17 protein-coding genes are annotated in these 16,952 nt (G+C 64.3%); 9 read left to right on the top strand and 8 right to left on the bottom strand.

Going from position 1 to position 16,952, the window contains the following annotated elements; all coding sequences use genetic code 11:
• Positions 1-249: 249 nt before the first annotated feature.
• Entirely contained in the window at positions 250-693 is a 444-nt protein-coding gene (locus A3M7_RS0118450) for a MarR family winged helix-turn-helix transcriptional regulator (RefSeq protein ID WP_027545257.1), read from the bottom strand.
• 179 nt (positions 694-872) lie between these two features.
• Between A3M7_RS0118450 and A3M7_RS0118445 the strand changes: the two genes are divergently transcribed.
• From A3M7_RS0118445 to A3M7_RS0118415, 7 genes are all read left to right on the top strand, one after another.
• Entirely contained in the window at positions 873-2,057 is a 1,185-nt protein-coding gene (locus A3M7_RS0118445; RefSeq protein ID WP_027545256.1) for a substrate-binding domain-containing protein, read from the top strand.
• A 165-nt stretch (positions 2,058-2,222) separates the two neighbouring features.
• On the top strand, positions 2,223-3,737 hold the full coding sequence (locus A3M7_RS0118440) for an amidase (protein WP_027545255.1): 1,515 nt from the start codon (positions 2,223-2,225) through the stop codon (positions 3,735-3,737).
• Positions 3,738-3,836: 99 nt separating this feature from the next.
• The gene (locus tag A3M7_RS0118435; protein WP_025576496.1) at positions 3,837-4,694 is read left to right on the top strand and encodes a branched-chain amino acid ABC transporter permease; all 858 of its coding nucleotides are present in this window, start codon (positions 3,837-3,839) and stop codon (positions 4,692-4,694) included.
• A gap of 4 nt (positions 4,695-4,698) precedes the next feature.
• Complete coding sequence (locus A3M7_RS0118430) at positions 4,699-5,916, top strand: substrate-binding protein (RefSeq protein ID WP_027545254.1); 1,218 nt, start codon at positions 4,699-4,701, stop codon at positions 5,914-5,916.
• Between the two features lie 6 nt (positions 5,917-5,922).
• Positions 5,923-7,032 carry a branched-chain amino acid ABC transporter permease gene (locus A3M7_RS0118425; protein ID WP_027545253.1) on the top strand — a complete coding sequence of 370 codons (1,110 nt, stop codon included), beginning with the start codon at positions 5,923-5,925 and terminating at the stop codon, positions 7,030-7,032.
• Positions 7,019-7,753, top strand: a complete 735-nt coding sequence (locus A3M7_RS0118420) for an ABC transporter ATP-binding protein (RefSeq protein WP_027545252.1) — start codon at positions 7,019-7,021, stop codon at positions 7,751-7,753. The genes A3M7_RS0118425 and A3M7_RS0118420 overlap by 14 nt, the downstream gene beginning before the upstream one ends.
• The gene (locus tag A3M7_RS0118415) at positions 7,746-8,441 is read left to right on the top strand and encodes an ABC transporter ATP-binding protein (protein WP_027545251.1); all 696 of its coding nucleotides are present in this window, start codon (positions 7,746-7,748) and stop codon (positions 8,439-8,441) included. Before A3M7_RS0118420 ends, A3M7_RS0118415 begins: the two co-directional genes overlap by 8 nt.
• A 298-nt stretch (positions 8,442-8,739) precedes the next feature.
• Here A3M7_RS0118415 and A3M7_RS0118410 read toward each other — a convergent pair whose 3' ends face one another.
• From A3M7_RS0118410 to A3M7_RS44445, 7 genes are all read right to left on the bottom strand, one after another.
• The gene (locus tag A3M7_RS0118410; RefSeq protein ID WP_027545250.1) at positions 8,740-9,144 is read right to left on the bottom strand and encodes a PIN domain-containing protein; all 405 of its coding nucleotides are present in this window, start codon (positions 9,142-9,144) and stop codon (positions 8,740-8,742) included.
• Positions 9,141-9,377 (bottom strand): AbrB/MazE/SpoVT family DNA-binding domain-containing protein, encoded by a 237-nt coding sequence (locus tag A3M7_RS0118405; RefSeq protein WP_027545249.1) that lies wholly within the window; start codon positions 9,375-9,377, stop codon positions 9,141-9,143. The genes A3M7_RS0118410 and A3M7_RS0118405 overlap by 4 nt, the downstream gene beginning before the upstream one ends.
• A 130-nt stretch (positions 9,378-9,507) precedes the next feature.
• Positions 9,508-10,350: a DUF3883 domain-containing protein gene (locus A3M7_RS0118400; protein ID WP_049823516.1), complete on the bottom strand. Its 843-nt coding sequence runs from the start codon at positions 10,348-10,350 to the stop codon at positions 9,508-9,510.
• A 104-nt stretch (positions 10,351-10,454) separates the two neighbouring features.
• Positions 10,455-12,005: a murein L,D-transpeptidase family protein gene (locus A3M7_RS0118395; protein ID WP_245284274.1), complete on the bottom strand. Its 1,551-nt coding sequence runs from the start codon at positions 12,003-12,005 to the stop codon at positions 10,455-10,457.
• A 523-nt stretch (positions 12,006-12,528) separates the two neighbouring features.
• Complete coding sequence (locus A3M7_RS0118390) at positions 12,529-13,491, bottom strand: acetyl-CoA carboxylase carboxyltransferase subunit alpha (RefSeq protein ID WP_027545246.1); 963 nt, start codon at positions 13,489-13,491, stop codon at positions 12,529-12,531.
• 345 nt (positions 13,492-13,836) lie between these two features.
• Entirely contained in the window at positions 13,837-14,796 is a 960-nt protein-coding gene (xerD, locus tag A3M7_RS0118385) for a site-specific tyrosine recombinase XerD (RefSeq protein ID WP_027545245.1), read from the bottom strand.
• A 17-nt stretch (positions 14,797-14,813) separates the two neighbouring features.
• Complete coding sequence (locus tag A3M7_RS44445) at positions 14,814-14,960, bottom strand: hypothetical protein (protein WP_035669499.1); 147 nt, start codon at positions 14,958-14,960, stop codon at positions 14,814-14,816.
• Positions 14,961-15,142: 182 nt separating this feature from the next.
• On the opposite strand from A3M7_RS44445, the gene A3M7_RS0118375 reads away from it, so the two are divergent.
• Positions 15,143-15,766, top strand: a complete 624-nt coding sequence (locus tag A3M7_RS0118375; protein WP_027545244.1) for a shikimate kinase — start codon at positions 15,143-15,145, stop codon at positions 15,764-15,766.
• Positions 15,763-16,911 (top strand): 3-dehydroquinate synthase, encoded by a 1,149-nt coding sequence (gene aroB / locus A3M7_RS0118370; RefSeq protein ID WP_027545243.1) that lies wholly within the window; start codon positions 15,763-15,765, stop codon positions 16,909-16,911. The genes A3M7_RS0118375 and aroB overlap by 4 nt, the downstream gene beginning before the upstream one ends.
• Positions 16,912-16,952 lie beyond the last annotated feature (41 nt).

Raw genomic sequence — 16,952 nt, 5'->3', positions numbered from 1 at the left:
AGCCGGGCGATGACGGCCGAGTGCGTGGCGCGCATCTCTCCACATCGTCGTTCCGGCCTAGTGCGCAATTGCGCACGGGGGCCGGGACCCATAACCACAGGATTGAGTTTGGCGAAGACTGATAGTTGCGCGTCTCTGCGCGGTACGACTCCGCGCGCCTTCGATAGATTTCGCGGTATGGGTCCCGGCCCCCGTGCGCAATTGCGCACTAGGCCGGGACGACGTTGAGAGGGTGCGCTAGACCAACACTCAATTCGAGCTGTCGATCAAGCTCTCCAGCAGCCGCTTCAATTCGCTCGTCGATTTGTCGCCGTAGCTCTCCAGGATGTGCTCCTCCTGGTCGACCGCGAGCGAGTTGAGCTTCTTGCACAGCACCTTGCCGCGGTCGGAGATGAACATCAGGACCTTGCGGCGGTCGTTCGGGTCCTGCACGCGATAGACCAGCGTGTCGGAGACCATGCGGTCGATCATCTTGGTCAGCGTCGGATGGTTGAGCAGCACGGCGTCCGCAAGCTCGCCCATCGAATGGCCGCTGCCGTCCGACAGGACCTTCAGGATGCGCCATTGCTCGACGGGAACACCTTCCTTGCTCAAGCGCAGTTCCAGCTGCCGGTTGATCTCCCGGTTGGCCTGCGCGAGCAGGTAGGCGAGGTGTTCGGTGATCGGGGAGTTTTCTTTCGACGGTTTTGCCACGGCTAAGACTTCGTCTTGACCCAAATGAGTGAATGTCTTGCAATCAATGCTGCATCTATATGCACTTCAATTCTTGAATATTCAATATTTTCAAAATAGGATCATTGCCCAACAAAAGGGCGGAAGCCGCGGCCGCCTGCTCAATGTGCTTTCAGGTCTGGTGCCAGACAGGAGTTGGCGTGCGCGCGACGGTAAACTTCCCGGCTCACGGCGGCCCGGCGTTGCCGCCGTCCTTGCTGTTCAGGAATCTGTCGTCGTCGGCGGCCGACTTCGACCTGTCTCCGGTTGACGCGCATTTCATGAAGCGCCGCGGCGCGCGCAACAAGCTGCGCATCGGCAATTTCCTCACCTTCACCGGCTCGCCCGGGATCTGGGGCCCGACCTCCACCAACAGCGCGATGCTGGCGGTCGCCGAGATCAACAAGCGCGGCGGCATTTTGGGCCGCGAGCTGGAGCTGTCGATCTACGATTCCGGCGGCCCGATCGACGAGGTGGTGCAGCGCGCCGAGCAGGCGATCGCCTTCGACGAGGTCGACCTCATCATGGGCTCGCATATCAGCGCCGTCCGCGTCGCGTTGCGCAAGGTCACTGGCAACCGCATCCCCTACATCTATACGCCGGTCTACGAAGGCGGCGAGCGCACGCCGGGCGTGATGGCGATCGGCGAGACGCCGCGCTGGCAGAGCCGGCCGTCGATCCACTGGCTGGCCGACGTCAAGAAGGCGGCGCGCTGGTACCTGATCGGCAGCGATTACGTCTGGCCCTGGCAGTCGCATCGCGCGGTCAAGCGCTACATCAGGGAAGCCGGCGGCCAGGTCGTCGGCGAGGAGTTCGTCCCCGTCGGCGAGGACAATCACGAGCCGCATCTGGCGCGAATCCGCGCCGCCAAGCCTGACGTGGTGCTGATCTCGCTGATCGGCACCGACAGCATCACCTTCAATCGCGCCTTCGCCGAGGCTGGCCTCGCCACCGCGACGCTGCGGCTGGCCGGCGCGATGGACGAAACCGTGCTGCTCGGCATCGGTGCCGACAACACCGAGAATTTGTTCTGCGCCTCCGGCTATTTCAACTGCATGGCCTCGCGCGCCAATGACGAGTTCCTCGGCGGCTATCAGGCCATGTTCGGCCCGCACGCGCCGCCTGTCGGTTCCGTCGGCCAGTCGAACTACGAGGGGCTGCGGTTCCTGGAGTCCGTGGCCAACCGTGCCGGCTCGCTGGCCTTTCGTCCGCTGCTGAAGGCGGCGCGCAACACCGTCTATTCGGCGGGCCGCGGCCCCGTCACCATCCGCGATGGCCGCGCCGAGATGCCGATGTACCTCGCCGAGGCGGACGGTCTCGACTTCAAGCTCATCAAGACGCTCTGACATCCGGTCGCTCGGTCCATCGCGGCGGATTTTCGAAATAATACTTGAAAAGGAAAATATTTCCGTCTGTAATATCGAGGCGAAGCCGATTGGCCCGCGCTGTGCAGGCGCGAGCGAGCGGCCTCCATTCAAAGCCAGGGATCAAGAAGCCTCAAGGAGAGCGCCGTGACAGTTGTCCTTCCAACGCCCGCCCAACTTCGCAGTGTCGCCGAGCAATGCGGCCTTTCGCTCACCGACGACGACGTCGCCTCGTTCCGCGGCCTGATGCAGGGCTCGATCGAAGCCTACAATCTCGTTGCCGCAATGCCGGACGAGGTGCCTGAGGTGAAATATCCGCGCACGCCGGGCTATCGGCCCTCGCCCGAGGAGAACCCGCGCAATGCCTGGTATCGCAAGTCGACGGTGAAGGGCGCCGCCGGCGGCAAGCTCAAGGGCAAGACTGTTGCGCTGAAAGACAACATCATGCTGGCCGGCGTTCCCATGACCAACGGCTCATCGACGCTGGAAGGCTATGTGCCCGATTTCGACGCCACCATCGTCACGCGCATGCTGGATGCCGGTGCCGAGATCAAGGGCAAGGTGCATTGCGAGCATTTCTGCCTGTCCGGCGGCAGCCACACCGGCTCCTATGGGCCGGTGCACAATCCGCACAAGATGGGGTACTCGGCCGGCGGCTCGTCGTCAGGCTCGGGCGTCGTGGTCGCGCTCGGCGAGGTCGACATGGCGATCGGCGGCGATCAGGGCGGCTCGATCCGCATGCCGTCCTCGTTCTGCGGTATCTACGGCATGAAGCCGACCTGGGGCCTCGTGCCCTATACCGGGATCATGCCGATCGAAATCTATGTCGACCATACCGGTCCGATGACCGCGACGGTTGCCGACAACGCACTGCTGCTCGAAGTGCTCGCCGGCGATGACGGCTATGATCCGCGCATCAAGGCTCCGAAGGTCGAGGAGTACACCAAGGCGCTCGGCCAGGGCGTCAAGGGCATGAAGATCGGCATCCTCAAGGAAGGCTTTGAGCAGCCGGTCGCAGAGGCCGCGGTGAATGAAAGCGTGCGCGAGGCCGCAAAGCGCTTCAAGGATCTTGGCGCCACCGTAGAGACGGTCTCGATCCCGATGCATCTCCTGGGTGGCGCGATCTGGACCCCGATCGGCACCGAAGGCCTGACCCAGACCATGATGTTCGGCGACGGCTACGGCCTCAGCCGCGGCGATCTCTATTCGACCTCGCTGATGGATTTTCATCGCGGCTGGCGCCGGCAGGCCGACTCGCTGTCCGAGACCACGAAGCTGTTCATGATGCTCGGCACCTACATCAACAACAATTTCGGTCCACGCTTCTACGGCAAGGCGCTGAACATCTCCCGTCGCCTCACCGCGGCCTACGACAAGGCTTTTGGGGATTACGATCTCCTGCTGCTGCCGACCACGCCGATGAAGGCGACCAAGCTGCCAGAGCCCACGGCCAGCCGCGAAGACTACGTCGCCCGTGCGCTGGAGATGATCGGCAACACCGCGCCGTTCGACATCACCCATCATCCCGCGATGTCGCTGCCCTGCGGCATGGTCGACGGCCTGCCCGTCGGCCTGATGCTGGTCGGCCGCATGTTCGAGGAATCCACGATTTATCGCGCCGCGCACGCTTTCGAGCAGATCGGCGACTGGAAGAAGATGTGAGCGAGGCATTGATGCAGACGGACGGAACACAGAAGCGTTTTCGAGCGAAGTGGATGCCGGTTCGCGTCAAGAAAACGCGTCAAGACAAGAATCCACCAAATGGCTAACGCGTTCGTCGCGGCGTTCGAGATCCTGAGCTTTGGCGCGATCATCGTCCTGATCGTGCTGGGGCTCGGGATCATCGCCAGCATGATGGGCATCTTCAACTTCGCGCAAGGCGAGTTCGTCCTGCTCGGGGCCTACATCACCTATCTCGCCTACGCCAGGGGCCTGCCGATCTGGGCCGGCATGGTCGCGGCGCCCTTCGTGGTCGGCGCGCTCGGCTTCGTGCTGGAGGCGCTGATCATCCGGCGCTTCTACGCCGCGCCGATCGTGGCGATGCTCGGCACCTATGCGCTGGGCCTGATCATCCGCGAATCCGTGCGCGGGCTGATCGGCGGCTTCTATCTCACCGTGCCGGAGCCGATCGGTGGCTCGATCGACATCGGCGCGATGCACATCTCGGCCTGGCGCTTCACCATCATCGTCATCACGCTGCTGGTGATGGGCGGCTGTTATCTCCTGCTCTCGCGCACGAGCTTTGGCCTTCGCGTCCGCGCCACGCTGGAAAATCCGTCGCTGGCGCGCGCCTCCGGCATCTCCACGCCGCTGATCTATGGCGCCACCTTTGCCTTCGGCGCGGCGCTCGCCGGCCTCGCCGGGGCACTGATCGTGCCCGTGTTCAGCCTGTTCGCCGATCTCGGCCTGCGCTTCCTGATCCAGGGCTTTGTCGCGGTCATGGTCGGCGGCGTCGGCTCCTTCATCGGGCCGGTCGCAGGCGCCGGCGTCATCGGCACGCTCAGCGCCGCGCTGCCATGGGTGATGGCGCCCGTCGTCGCCGACGTTCTCGTCTTCGTGCTCGCTATTGTCTTCATCAAATTCCGGCCGCAGGGCCTCATCGCTGGAAAAGGGGTTTAGTCACATGTTCGATCGTACGCAGCTCTCACGCCGCCGCTTTCTCTCCAATTTCGCCTTTGCGTCCGGCGCGGTCGCAACCGGCGTCGGCAGCTGGGTGATCCCGGCCCCCTGGGCCAATGCGGCCGAAGCCCCGATCAAGGTCGGCATCGCCACCGATCTCACCGGCCCGATCGCCTACGCGGGCAATGCCGACGCCAACGTCGCCAAGATGGTGATCAAGGAGATCAACGCCGCCGGCGGCATGCTCGGCCGTCCGCTCGAGCTCTATATCGAGGACACCGCCTCGAACGAATCCGTCGCCGTCGGCAACGTCCGCAAGCTGATCCAGCGCGACAAGGTCGACATGGTGCTGGGCGGCATCACCTCCTCGATGCGCAACGCGATCAAGGATCCGATCGTCGCGCGCGGCAAGACGCTCTACATCTATCCGCAGCTCTACGAAGGCAAGGAGTGCACGCCCTATCTGTTCTGCACCGGCCCGACGCCAGCGCAGCAATGCGACGAGTTCATCCCCTGGCTGATCAAGAACGGTGGCAAGAAGTTCGCGCTGCCCAGCGCCAACTACGTCTGGCCGCACACACTCAACGTCTACGCGCGCAAGGTGATCGAATCGAACGGCGGCGAGGTCGTGTTCGAGGAATACTATCCGCTCGACCAGGTCGACTTCTCCTCGACCGTCAACCGCATCATCTCCAACAAGGTCGACGTCGTCTTCAACACCGTCATTCCGCCCGGCGTCGGCCCGTTCTTCAAGCAGCTCTATGAAGCGGGCTTCCTCAAGAACGGCGGCCGTCTCGCCTGCGTCTACTACGACGAGAACACGCTCAATATCAACCAGGCCGCCGAGATCGAGGGCCTCGCAAGCTGCCTCGACTATTTCAAGGTGCTGACCAAGGAGAATCCGTTCGACGCAAAAATCCAGGCGGCCTACGAGAAGGACTTTCCGGGCAATTTCCTGTTCGCTGCCGGCAGCGCCGCCACCGGCACCTATCGCGGCCTCAAGCTGTGGGAGGCGGCCGTCAAGGAAGCGGGCAAGATCGACCGCGAATCGGTCGCCGCCGCGCTCGACCATGCCAAGATCGCGGAGGGCCCCGGGGGACCGGCCGAGATGGTGCCGGGCAAGCGGCACTGCAAGATGAAGATGTACACCGCGGTCGCCAAGGGCGGGAACTACGAGATCGTCGGACGCAGCGACGGTCTGGTCGATCCCAAGGAATGCTGAGGCGGAATGCCGAAGTCGATGAGTGTGGTAAGAGAGGCCATCGCCGGCGACGAAGCGGACGATGCGATGGCTGAACGCGCGGCAGCGGTAGAGGTCGCGGCAGGACGAAACGTCCTGCCGATCGTGGAGGGCGTCGTGCTGGTCGCGGCGCTGCTCGCGCCGCTGGTGCTGCAGGACTATCTCACGGTGTTCGCGACGCGGGTGATCATCCTCGCGCTGTTCGCGCTGTCGTTCGATCTGGTCTGGGGCTATGCCGGCATCATGAGCTTTGGCCAGGCCCTGTTCTTCGGCTCGGCCGGCTATGGCGTCGCGCTGCTCGCGCGCGACTTGGACATCACCAACATCTTCCTGGTGCTGCCCGCGGGCACCATCATCGGCCTCACCTTCGCGCTGCTGCTCGGCGGCTTCCTGCTGCTGGGCCGGCATCCCTCCAGCGTGATCTTCGTGTCGCTCGGCACGCTCACCGGCTCCTACGCCGCCGATCGCCTGGCGCGCGGCTGGTACTATCTCGGCGGCCAGAACGGCATTCCCTCGATCGCGCCGATGACGCTCGGAGGCTACGAGTTCTCGGAAGGGCCGGCCTTCTACTATCTCGTGCTCGGCATCCTCGTCGTGGTCTATCTGCTCTGCCGCTTCCTGGTGCGCTCGCAGTTCGGCCTCGCGCTCGCGGGTCTGCGCGAGAACGAGCAGCGCATCGCCTTCTTCGGCTACAAGGCGCAGCATCTGAAGGCGATCATCTTCACCATCGGCGGCGCCATCGCAGGGCTCGCCGGCAGCCTCTATGCCTTCCATGAGGGTTTCGTATGGCCCAACATGGTCGGCGTCGTCGTCTCGACGCAGGTGGTGCTCTACGTGCTGTTCGGCGGCTCCGGCACGCTGATCGGTGCGGTCATCGGCGCCGTCATCGTCGAAGGCGTCAGCTTCTGGCTGTCCGACAATTACCGCGACATCTGGCCGATCATCCTGGGCGTGCTGCTGTTGCTCGTGATCATGTTCCGGCCGCTCGGCCTGATCAGCTTCGTGCTGGGCGAGCGCGAACGGGTCGGCAGCTTCGGTGCGAAGCCCAAGGAGAACAAGAAGCAGACCGGAAAGGAGAAGCGCAATGCCGCTCCTTGAGGCCGCGGGCATCAAAAAGATCTTCGGCAAGCTCACCGCCCTCGATGGCGCAGCCCTCACCGTCGGCGAGAACGAGTTTCACGGCCTGATCGGCCCGAACGGCTCTGGCAAGAGCACGCTGATGAAGTGCATTGCCGGTGCCGAGGTGCCGACGCAGGGCAAGGTGAGTTTCGTCAACACCGACATCACCGCGTTCACGCCGACCGAGCGTGCCCGCGCCGGCATGAGCCTGAAATTCCAGATCACCAGCGTGCTGCCGACGCTGACGCTCTATGACAACATCCTGCTCGCGCTCCAGGCGCAGTCCTCGCTGTTCGACCTCCTGTTCTCGCGCACGCGCAGGCTCCTGCACGACCAGGTCATGACCATGCTGACGCAGTTCCGCCTCGCCGATCGCGCCTTCGACGCGGCGGCGGCGCTGTCGCACGGCCAGCAGCAATGGCTGGAGATCGCGATGGCGCTTGCGGGCAAGCCAAAGCTGCTGCTGCTGGACGAACCGACCGGCGGCATGAGCCTGGAAGAGCGCCGCGTCACCGGCGAGCTGCTCCAGCCGATCAAAAAACATTGCTCGCTCGTCATCGTCGAGCACGACCTCGATTTCATCCGCGACATCTGCGATCGCCTGACCGTGCTCGACCAGGGCAAGGTGCTGGCGTCAGGTACCGTATCCGAGATCCAGGCCAACAAATCCGTCCAGGAGATTTATCTGCGCCGTGCCTGAATTTTTGGACATCAAGCATCTCGACGCCGGCTATGGCCGCAGCCAGGTCCTGTTCGACGTCAACCTCGGCATTCCCTGGCGTGGCGGCGTCGCCGTGCTCGGGCGCAACGGCGCCGGCAAGACCACGTTGATGAAGACCATCGTCGGCGAGCTGCCGGCGTGGAAGGGCGAGGTCGCCTTCGACGGCCGCGACATCAGCCGCCGCGCGACCCAGGAGCGCGTGCGCGCCGGCATCGGCTACGTCCCGCAGGAGCATTCGGTGTTCGCGCGCCTGTCGGTACGCGACAATCTCGCCGTCGGCTCGCTCGCGAGCAGCAAGGCCGACGCCGTCGACCACGTGCTGACCATCTTCCCGAAACTCGGCCAGCGCCTCGACCAGCCCGCCGGCACGCTCTCCGGCGGCGAGCGCAAGATGCTCGCCATCGGCCGCGCCATGCTGGGCGATCCAAAACTGCTGCTGCTCGACGAGCCGACCGAAGGCGTCTGGATCGGCGTCATCGAGGAGATCACCGAGCGCCTGATCGAGCTCGCGAAGAACATCGCCGTCATCATCGTCGAGCAGCACCTCGACCTCGCACTCCGCGTCGCCGACTATGCCTACGTGCTGGACCGCGGAAGGGTCGCACTGCAGGGGGAGGCGAATGACGTGCGCGGCAATCCGGAGCTGATGCGGTATCTGGCGCCGTAGATTCTCACTCCCCCGGTCTACGGCTGTCTCTCGCCGCGGGCATCCTGCCAATCCCGTCATCCCCGCGCGACGGCGAAGCCGTCGTCGCTGGAGGTGCGAGCGGCGCGATGCGTGGCATCGCGAAGCGAGCCTCGAAGGATGGACGGCCGAGCTAGTGGTCGGGCCGTCGCCCTTCGAGGGCCGCTGAAGAAGCGGCCACCTCAGGGTGACGGTGGGAGAGATTGTTGCTTCGCGCACCGTCAACTTCGGTTTTCAAATCGGATCGCCACCGTCGTTAGGCTATGTTCGGTGAAGCCGCTCACGGCACACTGCCGAGAAACGGGTTGACGATCGTGAGCCCGCCGATGCTGCGGCCATGCTGCATGTCTTCACTGTATAAGATATCGCAACCGGCTTCGATCGCAGCGGCAACGATCAGCGCATCGTAGAAAGCCAAGCCATCATTTTGCACCAGCGCAAGGGCCGCACGGCTGGTGTTCGCCGTCAGCGGGAGCGCCGGATCGAGCGTATTGTCGATATCATCGAACAAGAGCTCGATGTCGCGCCAGCTTCGCCCCTGCTTCCTGCGCAAGACGTTTGCGAGTTCGTTCAGAACTTGCACGCTGATGGTGCCGCCCTGGTCGATCAGGTCTTGCGAGATCGTTGCCTTGGTGCCGGTCTGCTGCGCGTAAACGAGAATGTTGGTATCCAGAAATGCGCTCACCGCTCGTTCGCCTCGTCGCGATCGAACTTGTAGTCAGCTGGCAAGGGCGGCCAGTTGCGTGCGCGCATATTCGCGATCGCGCGTCGGCGCCTCTCCTCCTTGGTCTCGACCTCGATCGTGCCCTTACGGGCGGCGACCACGTCGAGTTCGTCGCCTTCCTTCAGACCTAGCTCCTCTACCAGCACTTTGGGCAGCCGCACCGCAAGGCTGTTACCCCATTTAGAGACCTGCATGACTGCCTCTATGATATCTTATTTGTTAATGTATATCATATTGAGTATATCATCGGAGTCAAGGGGCTCGGGGAATAGGGTATTTCGCCCGGACAGCCTGCGTGACGACCGAAAAAAGTCGAAGGCCGAGTTATCTCGGTTCGGCGGCGTAGGTGGTTGGCGTCATAAAGAGCGCATGCTCAAGCGGGGGAGCTATCTCGAACATCCGAGCGCGGTTGCGAAAGTGAAAGACGCGCCGGATTCGATATTGATCACTTCTCTCTGCGGCAACGTCGATTTCCCGCCTGGTCAGCCAAAACGCTGTGCGTTCGTGTCCGCACGTCGTCTTGATTTCCAGTAGTCGCTCTTGGCCGTCAGGCTCAAAGGAGCGGACGTCGTAACCGTGGCCATCGCCGTCCAGATCGGAAACCCAACGGACGTCATTCGCAAGGTCGTTGCGCCCAGCGCGTCGCAACCGGTCGCGCTCGAACTCCACGACGAATTTCTCACCGGCTTTGCCCAATTGACGGTTCCTGGCGTCGCGCTCGGCGGGGTCGAATTTTCCAACCAGCCGGCGGACGGCGGGTGTCAGTGTCTTCTCGAAGTCTACGACAGACGGTGGGGCAACGAAGACGGCATCGTCGTTGAGCGCCAGCGGCTGAGTGTTCGCGGGGTAAAGAAAATCCGGTGCCTGTCCTACGTTGCGTTCAACGGCAGCCACCAAGGCGTCCTGATAGTGCGCCAATGGTTTGTAGCCGTTGATCCACTGCGCTCCGAGCACATCGAGGACGGCGGAAATGTTTTGAAGCTTGCGTTCGATCGAGCCTTCAGATCGATGCACGATCGTCATGAGTTGGCGCCGATTCTGCGCTTTACTATAGGCCGCGCCCACTCTCTCGGATGCCAACATCCGAAAATAGCTATCGACCACGGCGGAGATTTCGCTCTCCGTCCAAAGCGTTCCAGTGATCCCCTCGGTTTGCTTGCGGTCCAAGTCTCAGCCTCTTGGACTTGGAGAGTATCAGGGAAGGTGCTGGGTGCAATGTCGGCACCGAAGATGCAGAAGGGACTTACTCTTGGCGAGCGATTAAGTCGTCCTTACTTCACCGCCCCAAAGCGGCTGTCGAACGAGTTCGACTGCACCACCGGCGCGGCGCCCGCCATCTGCGGGCCACCGGCGGGATCATCCGACACCGTCGGCTTCAGCGCCGGGCGCGTTGCGGCGAGGCGGGTGTCGGGCTTCGCCGGCTCGGCGGGCTTGGCGGCAGCGACAGCGGGCTTCGGCGCATCCTTGGAGGTGTCGCGGCCGGGCACGAAATGGGTCACTGCGGCCTTCAGCCTGGACGCTGCCGTCGGCGGCGTCGTGGCCGGGGTCACGGACGCGGTGGCTTGCGGCGGCGGAGGTGTGGTCGCCGTCGTGTCGGCGGTGCCGAGGCCCATCTTGCGGCCGAGGTTCGAGAAGAAGCCACCGCCCTGCGATTTCTCTTGGGATTTCTCGGCGGGCGCCGCGGCCGCGACGCGGGTGCTGGTCGCGGGCGCGCTGACGGCGACGACCGGCTCTTCCTGCGGCGAGGGCGCGGCCGCGTCGAGATTCGGCTTGGGCGGATTGACGTGGCCGGGGATCGTGCCCGGCGCCTTCGCCATCGCCAGCATCTGCAGCGTGGTGCCTTCGGCGCCCTCCGACAGGCCGGTCGAGCCTTCCGGAATTTTGGCGGCGAAGATCTTGTTCATGCCGCCGTCGATGCCGGTGTTCATGCGTGCCACCGGCGTGCCCTTGGCGACGAGCTTGGCATACTCGGCCTGGTCGCGCGCGTCCTTCTCGCGCACGGCGCTCGCGATGTCCTCGGGGATCACATAGGCCGGGCACTTTGCGGACGCGTCGAACACCGGATCGCGCTTGGCATCGGGCGCCTTCGCCGCGTCGAACACGTACTTCTTCTCGCAGAAATCGACCTTCGGCTCCTGCCGCGTCACCTCGAAATGATCATAGCCCTCTTTGATCATCTTCCAGAACGGCATGTTCGGATTGTTCCGGTGCTTGGCCATGTTCACCGGCGTCATCTTGAACGGATAGGCCTGGAGCTGGAACGCCTTCTGGCCGCCGAAGAAGGACTCGCGACCGAGCGAATAGATCTCCGCGATCTGCTCGTCGGTCATCGCGTAACAGCCGCGCGAAGAGCAGTCGCCATGCACCATCAGCTGCGAGCCGGAGCGGCCCAGAGCCTTGTCGAACGCGTTCGGATAGCCCGTGTTGAACGAGAGGTAATAGGCCGATTGCGGATTCATCTGGCCCGGATTGATCGAGTAGAATCCCTCCGGCGCCTGGCGGTCGCCTTCGCGCACCTTCGGACCCAGATCGCCCGACCAGCGGCAGATCGGATAGGTCTTGAGCAGCGCGAACTGGCCGTTGCGGGTCTGCTTCCAGACCTCGAGCTCGGCTTCCTGCTTGAACAGGCGGACCAGGATCGGGGATTGCAGGTCCATGTCCTTCTCGACCATCGCGGCGAGAAGTTTTGGCGGCACCGGCTGGTTGGCCTTGGCGTTGGTCGCGAGCGACACCTGATCGGTGTCGCAGCCGGCCAGCAGAACACTGGCCGTCAGCAGCGCAACCGAAGCCAAGAGCGCGCGAGCAAGCGAACGAGAAATCAAGATGGACCCCACACCGTGCCGGGCAGAGAGCGCGAACCCCAATTCTTTGGAGCATGATCCGACCGGAGATCCGGACCCGTCGTGACGGGCTTTTTCAAACCATGCTCCAGCGCTTATGCCCTGAAGCCATTAATTAAAATTCTAACCTCTGGGTCATGTGGTCGCAACCCGAGCGGGGATCACGAGCCCGTTGGCCCAATGGCATGGTCAACAGAGACTAAATGGACGCGACTTTGGGCCTTACTTGGGCCTTCCGGCCCGATCCAGACAGAGATCGCCGATTTGGGCAAAAAAAGGGTTAATGCGGGGTTACCGGGATTAGTCTGGGGTGGTTTGCCCGGGCGTCAAATTCAGTGTCGTCCTGGCGAAAGCCAGGACCCATAACCCCAGGCAGTGGTTTGGCGAAGATTCGTCGTTCGGTACTCCCAGCGCCCCAAATCGAGAGATTCCGCGGTATGGGTCCTGGCTTTCGCCAGGACGACGGCAGAGGGCGATGGGTCCGACGGGACCAAACCCGCCCGAATCAGCCCAGTTTGCGGCCGATATCGAGGAATTTCTGCCGCCGCTGCTTGCGGATGGCGTCGGCGTCGAGGCCGTGGAGCTCCTCAAACGCCTTGGCGATGGCATCCCCGGTGGTGGCGATCATGGCGGCGGGGTCGCGGTGGGCGCCGCCGACCGGCTCCCTCAGGATGCTGTCGATCACCCCGAAGCGGAGCATGTCCTGGGCGGTGATCTTCATGTTGTTGGCGGCTTCCTGCGCCTTGGTGCCGTCGCGCCAGAGGATGGAGGAGGCGGCCTCTGGCGAGATCACGCTGTAGATCGCGTGCTCCAGCATCAGCACCCGGTTGGCAGTGGTGATCGCGATGGCGCCGCCCGACATGCCTTCGCCGGTGATGATGGCGACGTTCGGCACGCCCAGCGACAGGCACGCGTCGGTCGAGCGCGCGATCGCCTCGGCCTGGCCGCGCTCTTCGGCGCCGATGCCGGGATAGGCGCCGGCGGAATCGGCCAGCGACAGCACCGGCAGGCCGAACCGCTCGGCCATCTCCATCAGCCGCACGCATTTGCGATAGCCCTCGGGCCGCGCCATGCCGAAATTGTGCCGGATGCGGCTCTCGGTGGAATCGCCCTTTTCCTGGCCCATCACGCAGATCGGCTCGCCGCGGAAACGGCCGAAGCCGGCGACCAGGGCCTCGTCCTCGCCGAACTTGCGGTCGCCGGCGAGCGGGGTGAACTCGGTGATCAGGCCCGTGATGAAATCGTTGAAATGCGGCCGCTGCGGATGCCGCGCGACCAGCGTCTTCTGCCACGGCGTCAGGTTCGTATAGAGGTCGGCCAGCGCCTGCGCCGCCTTGTCCTCGATCCGCCCGATCTCGTCACTGATGTCGGTCCCGGAGGCCGCGAGCGTCCGCAGCTCGTCGACCTTGGAGTCGAGCTCGGCGACGGGCTTTTCGAAGTCGAGATAGCTGCGCATCTGGTCTTGCATCAACTCAATATAGGGAGGACGGGGCGAGGCGGCGAAGCGGTTTCAGACCTGCGGAAAGAAGTGTAGCTTCTTCAATGAGTTGGCTTGTGGGCTTCTGGGCCGCCCGCCAAATCAATCGTGAGGCCACGGCTCTTTCTGCGGAGATGTGGCCGAAGTCAAGGCGGTTTCGGCCACCGCTGTCGTCCCGGCGAACGCCGGGACCCATAACCACAGGGAGAAATTTGGCGAAGACTCGGAGTGATGCGGTCTTTCTGCGGGACTGACACCTGCCCTCACCGATAGATCACGCGGTATGGGTCCCGGCCCCCCGTGCGCAATTGCGCACTAGGCCGGGACGACGACAAGTTATTTCTCCGCCAGCGGGTGCAGGTCGCGCACCAGGCTCTTCAGCCGCTCCTCGACCACATGGGTGTAGATCTGGGTGGTCGAGATGTCGGTGTGGCCGAGCAGGGTCTGCACGATGCGTAAGTCCGCGCCGTTGTGCAGCAGGTGGCTGGCAAAGGCGTGGCGCAGCACGTGCGGGGAGACCAGCCGGGCCTGCAGGCCCGAGGCGACCGCGAGCTCCTTGAGGTCGCGGGCGAAATGCTGCCGGGTCAGGTGCCCGCTCTCGCCGAACGAGGGAAACAGCCATTTCGAGGCGGCGAGGCCGTCTTTCTTCTTCTCCGTCTTCGCGGCTTCGGTCGCGGCGAGATAATCCGCCATCGCCTGCCGCGAGGCCTCGTTGAGCGGCACCAGGCGCTCCTTGTTGCCCTTGCCGCGCACCACGATCATGCGGGCGTCGCGCTTGGCCGCCGTGCGCGGCAGCGCCACCAGCTCGGAGACGCGCAGGCCGGTGGCGTAGAGCACCTCGAGCAGGCAATAGAGCCGCAGGGCGCGCAGCCGCTTCGAGGGCGAGGCATCCTCCGCCTCGCTCAATTCCTTGGCGCGGCGGAGCATGCGGTCGACATCCGCGATCGACAGCACCTTTGGCAGGCCGCGGCCGCGCTTGGGGCCGGACAGGATCGCGGCGGGATCGTCGGTGCGAATGCGCTCGTTCAGGAGGAAGCGGTAGAGATGCCGCATCGCCGACAAGCGGCGCGCGACGCTGGTGGATTTGAAGCCGCGCGTGTCGAGATCGGCGAGATAGTCGCGCAGCGTTTGGGTTTCGGCATCCGCAAAAGAGTGGCCGACGCGGCCCAGGAACTCGGAGAAGTCCGTGAGATCGCGGCGGTAGGCATCGAGCGTATTGGGGCCGGCGCCCTGTTCCGCCGCGAGCATGTCGAGGAACAGGCCGGTGAGCTTGCTGTCTGAGGGCTTTGCACGCATGCCCTGGAGGCTAGCTCCTATTTCTTGAGAAACTTATCCGGCGGGATCGTCACCGTCATTTCCCGCGGCTTCGGATTGACGAAGTTCGCCAGCGCGAAGACCACGCCATAGACGATGCCGGCGATCACGGCGACGACCGTCAGGAAGCGGAACAGGCTGGGCATCGTGCAAGGTCTCGGTAAAGGTCCAGGCCGGCAAATTAACCAATGAAATCATCCAACATGTTCGCCGTTTCGTGGCAAGAGTCCTCTGGCGAGGCCCCCTTCGGGGTCGTATAGGTGGCCAAAGCAGGCCGCTTTTGGCGGCAGATCGAGCGAGACCCAGAGCGAGATCCAGAGCGAGACCCATGTCCGACGCCGCGTTGCCGATACAAGCTTCGCCTGAGGCCGACATCCTGTCGGCGCTCGGGGCGCGCTCGATCGTGCTCGTCGGCATGATGGGGGTGGGCAAATCCACCATCGGCCGCCGCATGGCGGCCCGGCTCAAGCTGCCCTTCGTCGACGCCGACACCGAGATCGAGGCGGCGGCCGGCATGACCATACCAGAGATTTTCGAGCGCCATGGCGAGGCCCATTTCCGCGACGGCGAGGCGCGAGTGATCGCGCGCCTGCTCGACGGCGGCCCGGTGGTGCTGGCGACCGGTGGCGGCGCCTTCATGCGCGAGGAGACGCGGACCCGGATCGCGGCGAAGGCGGTCTCGATCTGGCTCAAGGCCGACCACGACGTCATCATGCGCCGCGTCCGCCGCCGCGCCGATCGTCCGCTGCTCCAGACCGCCGATCCGGAAGGGACGGTGACGCGCCTGCTCACCGAGCGCGAACCTGTCTACAGCCATGCCGACCTCACCATCGCCTCCCGCGACGTGCCGCACGACAAGATCGTCGAGGAATGCATCGAGACGCTGCGCGCGCATCTTTGCGGTGAGCAGGCGTCCCAGCCACCTGCCGACGTTGCGAGTGCCGTACGATGACCGCGCCCTTGAAACATTCCGACCCCGTCAACGTCGATGTCGCGCTCGGCGACCGCGCCTATGACATCGTCATCGGCCGCGGCGTGCTGGCCTCGCTCGGCGAACGGGTCGCGCGCCTACGGCCCGGCGTGCGCACCGCGATCGTGACGGATCGCACCGTCGCAAAACACTGGCTCGAGCCGACGGAAGCATCGCTCGCGGCCGCTGGCATCCCGGCCTCGCGCATCGTGGTCGAGGAAGGCGAGATCTCGAAAACCTATGCCGGCCTCGAAAAGGTCAGCGAAGCCCTGATCGCGGCCAGGATCGAGCGTAACGATCTCGTCATCGCGCTCGGCGGCGGCGTGGTCGGCGATCTCGCCGGCTTTGCCGCCGCGATCCTGCGCCGCGGCGTCGATTTCGTGCAGGTGCCGACCTCCCTGCTGGCACAGGTCGATTCCTCCGTCGGCGGCAAGACCGGCATCAACTCGCCGCAGGGCAAGAATTTGCTCGGCGCCTTCCACCAGCCGGTGCTGGTGATTGCCGACACCGCCGTGCTCGACACGCTGTCGCCGCGGCAATTCCGCGCCGGCTATGCCGAGGTCGCCAAATACGGCGTGCTCGGCGACGAGGCCTTCTTCACCTGGCTGGAAAAGAACCACGCCGACATCTTCAAGGGCGGCTCGGCGCGCGAGCACGCGATCGCGACCTCCTGCCGCGCCAAGGCCGGAATCGTCTCGCGCGACGAGCGCGAGACCGGCGAGCGCGCGCTGCTCAATCTCGGTCACACTTTCGGCCATGCGCTGGAAGCTGCGACCGGCTTCTCCGACCGCCTGTTCCACGGCGAGGGCGTCGCGATCGGCATGACGCTGGCGGCGCAATTCTCGGCCAAGCTCGGCATGATCGGCGAGGCCGACGCGGCGCGCGTCGAGCGGCATCTCGTCGAGGCCGGCCTGCCGACCCGCTTGCAGGACATCGCGGGCTTTTCGCAGGAAGGGCTTGCCGATGCCGACGCGCTGATGGCCCTGATGGCGCAGGACAAGAAGGTCAAGCGCGGCAAGCTCACCTTCATCCTGCTCGAGGCTGTGGGGCGCGCCGTGATCGCAAAGGATGTCGAGCCGGCCCCGGTGCGCGACTTCCTCAAGGACAAGCTCGCTCACAAGGCGTGACACGCGGCTGAACTTCGTGAAAGCGTTTTCGAGCGAAGTGG

This window comes from Bradyrhizobium sp. WSM2254 (assembly GCF_000472645.1).
Lineage (GTDB): Bacteria > Pseudomonadota > Alphaproteobacteria > Rhizobiales > Xanthobacteraceae > Bradyrhizobium > Bradyrhizobium niftali.
This window is presented reverse-complemented; position numbering and strand designations above follow the sequence as displayed.